We start from the raw sequence: 6,188 nt of genomic DNA, 5'->3' as shown, positions 1-6,188 counted from the left end.
GAAGAGCGCGCCGGAGGCCGCAGGCCGGACGGAGGGCGAGGGGGCGGGCGGCCCGCCGTCCCGTCGCGCCGCCTCTCCGGCTCACCCGCAGGGGCAGGGGTGCGGCGGTGGCCGCGCTGCTCCTGGCCGGGCTCGTCGTCCTCTGGGCGATCGCGCGTTTCGTGCCCGCCTAGGCGTCCTGGCCGGAGGCGCTGATCGACCGCGTCCGGGCACTTCATGGCCGAGGAGAACCCCGACGAGATCGCCGCCTTCATCACCGCCCTCGCGGCGCGCTCGAGCGTGCGGAGCCGCTGACCGCACCCGCCGACCGCACTCGCCGGCCGTACCCGTGCCGCGCCGTACCCGGCCGGTCGCCGTGTGTGCGGGGTTCCGGCGCGTCCGGACGGGAGGCCCGGAGGGCGGCGCGGCGACGACACGCCCGAGCGGCGCCCCTGATCAGCGCCTTCACTTGGGACCCTCCGATCAACTTGCGTTCATCGTCGCGCACTTCTACGGTTGCACCACAACATCTAGTGGCACCACCCATCCCGTTTCACCATAAGTTGTGTTTCTGTTACCGCACTGCACCTCCGCAGGTGAACGCGTGCGGGCATTTCGCATGGAATGACACGGGGCATGGGGGGCAGGTGAGCCGGTCAGGGAGGCGACGCACGTGCACTGTCCGTTCTGTCGCCATCCTGACACGCGGGTCATCGACAGCCGGTCCACGGAGGACGGCGGAGCCATCCGCCGCAGGCGCACGTGCCCGGAGTGCGGGCGCCGGTTCACCACGCAGGAGACGGTCCTGCTGATGGTGAGCAAGCGCAGCGGGGTGACGGAGCCGTTCTTCCGGGACAAGGTGATCGCCGGGGTCCGGCGGGCGTGCCAGGGACGGCCCGTCAGCGAGGACTCCCTGGCGCAGCTGGGCCAGCGGGTCGAGGAGAGCATCCGGGCGACCGGGGCCGCCGAGATCCCCGCCCACGAGGTCGGGCTGGCGATCCTGGGTCCGCTCCGCGAGCTGGACGAGGTCGCCTACCTCCGCTTCGCCTCCGTCTACCGGGGGTTCGAGACGCTGGCCGACTTCGAGGCCGAGATCGAGCAACTGCGGGCGGAACGCTCCGCCCCGCAGGACTGAGGAAGTCGATCCCCGGGCGCCGGGGGACATGAGGCGGCGCGTTGATGTGGTCCGACTCGCGGGCTCCGTTCGGAGTCCGGAAGGGGGAAGTCATGACGGAGACGGTCAGCGGTACGGCGGCGCGCGGAGGCAAGCGCCCGCGCAAGGGGCTGAAGATGAAGCGCATCTTCACCACCCCCGGCGTGCACCCGTACGACGAGGTGGCCTGGGAACGCCGTGACGTCGTCATGACCAACTGGCGCGACGGCTCGGTCAACTTCGAGCAGCGCGGCGTGGAGTTCCCCGCCTCCTGGTCGGTCAACGCGGCCAACATCGTCACCACCAAGTACTTCCGGGGCGCCGTCGGCACCCCGCAGCGCGAGTGGAGCCTCAAGCAGCTCGTCGACCGCGTGGTGGGCGTCTACACCAGGACCGGCGTCGAGGAGGGCTACTTCGCCACCGACGAGGACGCCGAGATCTTCGACCACGAGCTCAAGCACGCCCTGGTCAACCAGGTCTTCAGCTTCAACTCGCCGGTCTGGTTCAACGTCGGCACCGCCTCGCCGCAGCAGGTCAGCGCCTGCTTCATCCTGGCCGTGGACGACCAGATGGAGTCCATCCTCGACTGGTACAAGGAAGAGGGTGTGATCTTCAAGGGCGGTTCGGGCTCCGGCGTGAACCTCTCCCGGATCCGCTCCTCCAAGGAGCTGCTCTCCAGCGGCGGCACCGCCAGCGGCCCGGTCTCCTTCATGCGCGGCGCGGACGCCTCGGCCGGCACCATCAAGTCCGGCGGCGCCACCCGCCGGGCGGCCAAGATGGTCGTCCTCGACGTCGACCACCCCGACATCGAGGAGTTCATCGAGACCAAGGCGCGCGAGGAGGACAAGATCCGCGCGCTGCGCGACGCCGGGTACGACATGGACCTGGGCGGCAAGGACATCGTCTCCGTCCAGTACCAGAACGCCAACAACTCCGTGCGCGTCTCCGACGAGTTCATGCGCGCGGTGGAGAAGGGCGAGCGGTTCGGCCTGCGCGCCCGCCTCACCGGGGAGGTCATCGAGCAGGTCGACGCCCGCGACCTGTTCCGCAAGATGGCGACCGCCGCCTGGGAGTGCGCCGACCCCGGCGTGCAGTACGACGACACGATCAACGACTGGCACACCTGCCCTGAGACGGGCCGCATCACCGCCTCGAACCCGTGCTCGGAGTACGTCCACCTGGACAACTCCTCCTGCAACCTGGCCAGCATCAACCTGCTGAAGTTCCTCGCCGACGACGGCTCCTTCGACATCCAGAACTTCGTGAAGATCACCGAGCTGATCATCACCGCGATGGACGTCTCCATCTGCTTCGCCGACTTCCCGACCGAGAAGATCGGCGAGACCACCCGCGCCTACCGCCAGCTCGGCATCGGCTACGCCAACCTGGGCGCGCTGCTCATGGCCACCGGCCACGCCTACGACTCCGACGGCGGCCGCGCCGTCGCCGCCGCCATCACCTCCCTGATGACCGGCGCCTCCTACCGCCGCAGCGCCGAGCTGGCCGCGGTGGTGGGACCGTACGACGGCTACGCCCGCAACGCCGACGCGCACAAGCGCGTCATGGGCAAGCACTCCGCGGCCAACGGCGAGCTGCGCACGCTGGACGCCGTGGACGGCGCCATCCACGCCGAGGCCACCCGGCAGTGGGCCGAGTGCCTCAAACTCGGCGAGCGGAACGGCTACCGCAACGCTCAGGCCTCCCTGCTGGCGCCCACCGGCACCATCGGCCTGATGATGGACTGCGACACCACCGGCATCGAGCCGGACCTGGCCCTGGTCAAGTTCAAGAAGCTCGTCGGCGGCGGCTCCATGCAGATCGTCAACCAGACGATCCCGCGGGCGCTGAAGAAGCTGGGCTACCCCGGCGAGCAGATCGAGGCGATCGTCGAGTTCATCGCCGAGCACGGCCACGTCGTCGACGCGCCGGGCCTGCGCCCCGAGCACTACGAGGTGTTCGACTGCGCCATGGGCGAGCGGGCCATCGCCCCGATGGGCCACGTCCGGATGATGGCCGCCACCCAGCCGTTCCTGTCGGGGGCGATCAGCAAGACCGTCAACCTGCCCGAGTCCGCGACCGTCGAGGACATCGAGCAGGTCTACCTGGAGGGCTGGAAGCTCGGCCTGAAGGCCCTGGCCGTCTACCGCGACAACTGCAAGGTCGGCCAGCCGCTCTCCGCCTCGGGCAAGAAGGCCGAGGAGAAGGCGGACAAGGCGGAGACCCCCGCGGAGCCGCAGGTCAAGGTGGTGGAGATCAGCCGGCCGACCCGCCGGCGGATGCCCAACCAGCGCCCCAGCACCACGACCCGCTTCACCGTGGCCGGGGCCAAGGGCTACATGACCGCCTCGTGCTACCCCGACGACGGCCTCGGCGAGGTCTTCCTGAAGATGTCCAAGCAGGGCTCGACCCTCGCGGGCGTCATGGACGCCTTCTCCGTGGCCATCTCGATCGGCCTGCAGTACGGCGTGCCGCTGGAGACCTACGTCAGCAAGTTCGTCAACATGCGGTTCGACCCGGCCGGCATGACCGACGACCCGGACATCCGGATGGCCTCCTCGGTGGTGGACTACATCTTCCGCCGGCTGGCCCTGGACCACCTGCCCTACGAGGAGCGCGCCGCCCTCGGCGTCTTCTCCGCCGCGGAGCGGGCCGCCCAGCAGCGCGGCGAGGACCCGGCGGCCGTCCACTCCGAGCAGGTCATCGCAGAGCTGGCCACCTCGGCTCCGATCGAGCAGCCGCAGCAGCGGGCCGCGACCGAGGCCCCGGCCGGAGCCGCGCCCCAGGCCGCGGCCCGGCAGGAGCCCGGCCGGGGCGGTTCCCTGGAGTCCCACCAGGGCCGCACCGCCGACGCGCCGCTCTGCATGACCTGCGGCACGAAGATGCGCCCCGCCGGCAGCTGCTACGTCTGTGAGGGCTGCGGCTCCACCAGCGGCTGCAGCTGACTCCCCGCACGGGGGCGGACACGGTGTCCGTCCCCGTGAACCGCTGACGGCCCGTGAACGAGGGACGCGCGCGGACGAACAGGCGGGACATCCTCATCCCGGGGCTGCGGCCGGCTGAGCGGTCACGGCGCGAGGCGTTCCAGGACCTTCGCGACGCGCTCGACGTCGGCCTCGGTGGTGCGCCAGTTGCTGAACGCGGCGCGCAGCGCCGGCACCCCGTCGTAGACGGTGGCCGTCAGGAAGGCCTCGCCGGACTCGATGATCGCCGAGACCAGCTCCCCGGCGCGTTCCGGGGAGCCCTCCGGCGTGAAGCAGACCACGTTGAGCCGGACCGGGGCCAGCAGGCGGTAACCGGGCAGCGCGGCGACACGCTCGCCGAGCAGCCCGGCCAGCGCGATGTCGCGCCGGACGATCTCGGCGTGGCCCTCGCGGCCGTAGGCGGCGAGGGTGAACCAGGCGGGCAGGGCGCGCAGCCGCCGGGAGTTCTCCGGCGTCAGGTGGACCAGGTCGACCCGGTCCAGGTCTTCGCCGAGCGGCCCGAGATAGGCGGCGGAGTTGGCGAAGACCCGGGCCTGCAGATCGCGGCGGCGGGTGAACTGCACCGCGCTGTCGTAGGGGACGTTCAGCCACTTGTGCAGGTCCACGCAGACCGAGTCGGCCTCGCCGAGCCCGTCGACCAGGTGGGCGTGGCCGGGGGAGAGCGCGGCGAACGCGCCGAAGGCCGCGTCCACGTGCAGCCAGAAGGGGTACCGCTCGCGCAGGGCGAGGACCGCGCGCAGGTCGTCGAAGTCCACGGTGTTGACCGTCCCCGCATTGGCGACCACGATCGCGGGTTCGCCGCCGAGGGACTCCAGCGCCTCCTCCAGCCGAGCCGGATCGACGGCCTCCCGCCCGGGCAGCGCACCGACCCTCCGGAGCGCGGAGCGTCCCAGCCCGAGCATGGACAGGGCCTTGCCGACGCTGGAGTGCGGGCTCGCCGAGAGCACGGGGACGGGGCCGAGGGCCGCCGCCCCCTGTTCGGAGACGGAAACGCCGCGCCGCTCGCCCACCCACTCCCGGGCGACGGCCAGGCCGGTGAAATTGGACATCGTCGCGCCGCTGACGAAGGCTCCGGTGTGCTCGGGGGGCAGGCCGAACAGCTCGCGCAGCCAGGCCACGGTCTCCCGCTCCAGGTCCGGGGCGCTGGAGTCGATGCCGGAGGTGGGGTTCTGGTCCAGAGCCCCGGTGAGCCAGTCGCCGGCCAGCGAGGCGGGAGTGGCGCCACCGGTGACGAAGCCCAGATAGCGGGGGCCGGGGCTGGCGGCGAAACCCGGCTCCCAGCGCCGGGTGAAGGCCTCCAGCGCCCCCGCCGCGCCGATCCCGGCGGCGGGCAGGGGTTCGGGCGCGGGCGGCTCGGTGGCCAGGGCGACCGGGCGGTCGTCCAGCTCGGAGAGGAGCCGTACGGCGTGGGCCCGCGTCTCGTCGAGCAGGTCGGGCAGGCGGGCGAGGTCGTCGCCGAGTCGTGGGTGCATGGCAGCACCGTAAGGGAGGCGCGCGTGCCCGGTCCTGGTCCAATCACGGCAAACTGGACCGATGTCCAGCATGTTGCCGGCCGGGTGGCGCAGACCCGGCGCCTTTCTGGCCGACTCCCTGGCGGAGGCCCTGCGCGAGGCGGTGCTCGACGGGCGTATCCGGGTCGGCGACCGGCTCCCGGCCGAGCGGCGGATGGCCGCCGAGCTGGGGGTCAGCCGGGGGACGGTGACCGCCGCGCTGGCCCGCCTGCGCACGGAGGGCTGGCTGGACACCCGGCACGGCAGCGCGAGCACGATGCGGTTGCCCCCGCAGGTGGGGGAGCGCTTCGCACCGCTCTCGGCGGACCGGCCGGGGGCGCTCCTCGATCTGCGCCGGGCTCCGGGCGCAGCGCGACCACCTGGCCGGGCTGCTGGACGGCGACGACGGGTGGGCCTTCACGGTCCCCCGGGGCGGTCTGGCCCTCTGGCTCCGGCTCACCGGGACGTCGGGCGACGCGCTCGCCCGCCGGGCCGCCTCCCTCGGGCTCGGGCTGCTCCCCGGCTCGGCCTTCTCCGCCGACGGGACGCCCGCCAACCGGCTGCGGCTGCCGTACACGGTCGCGG

At 72.3% G+C, this 6,188-nt stretch carries 4 protein-coding genes; 3 read left to right on the top strand and 1 reads right to left on the bottom strand.

Annotation, left to right across the window (positions count from 1 at the left end):
• Positions 1-652 precede the first annotated feature (652 nt).
• Entirely contained in the window at positions 653-1,114 is a 462-nt protein-coding gene (gene nrdR / locus ACWJ6R_RS28080) for a transcriptional regulator NrdR (protein ID WP_449065110.1), read from the top strand.
• A 92-nt stretch (positions 1,115-1,206) separates the two neighbouring features.
• Positions 1,207-4,074, top strand: a complete 2,868-nt coding sequence (locus ACWJ6R_RS28075; protein ID WP_449065109.1) for a vitamin B12-dependent ribonucleotide reductase — start codon at positions 1,207-1,209, stop codon at positions 4,072-4,074.
• 122 nt (positions 4,075-4,196) lie between these two features.
• On the opposite strand, the gene ACWJ6R_RS28070 is transcribed toward ACWJ6R_RS28075, so the two are convergent.
• Entirely contained in the window at positions 4,197-5,585 is a 1,389-nt protein-coding gene (locus ACWJ6R_RS28070) for a pyridoxal phosphate-dependent decarboxylase family protein (protein WP_449065108.1), read from the bottom strand.
• A 61-nt stretch (positions 5,586-5,646) separates the two neighbouring features.
• On the opposite strand from ACWJ6R_RS28070, the gene ACWJ6R_RS28065 reads away from it, so the two are divergent.
• The coding region (locus tag ACWJ6R_RS28065; RefSeq protein WP_449065107.1) for a winged helix-turn-helix domain-containing protein at positions 5,647-6,188 on the top strand (542 nt) is incomplete at its 3' end.

It is taken from the genome of Planomonospora algeriensis, from assembly GCF_977012225.1.
The sequence above is the reverse complement of the archived record's forward strand: the minus strand, read 5'-3'. Positions and strand labels throughout refer to the sequence as shown.

Excerpts from the sequence above, each read along its gene's own strand:
- ACWJ6R_RS28075 (WP_449065109.1), top strand. The coding sequence starts at position 1,207 with ATGACGGAGACGGTCAGCGGTACGGCGGCGCGCGGAGGCAAGCGCCCG.
- ACWJ6R_RS28070 (WP_449065108.1), bottom strand. The coding sequence starts at position 5,585 with ATGCACCCACGACTCGGCGACGACCTCGCCCGCCTGCCCGACCTGCTC.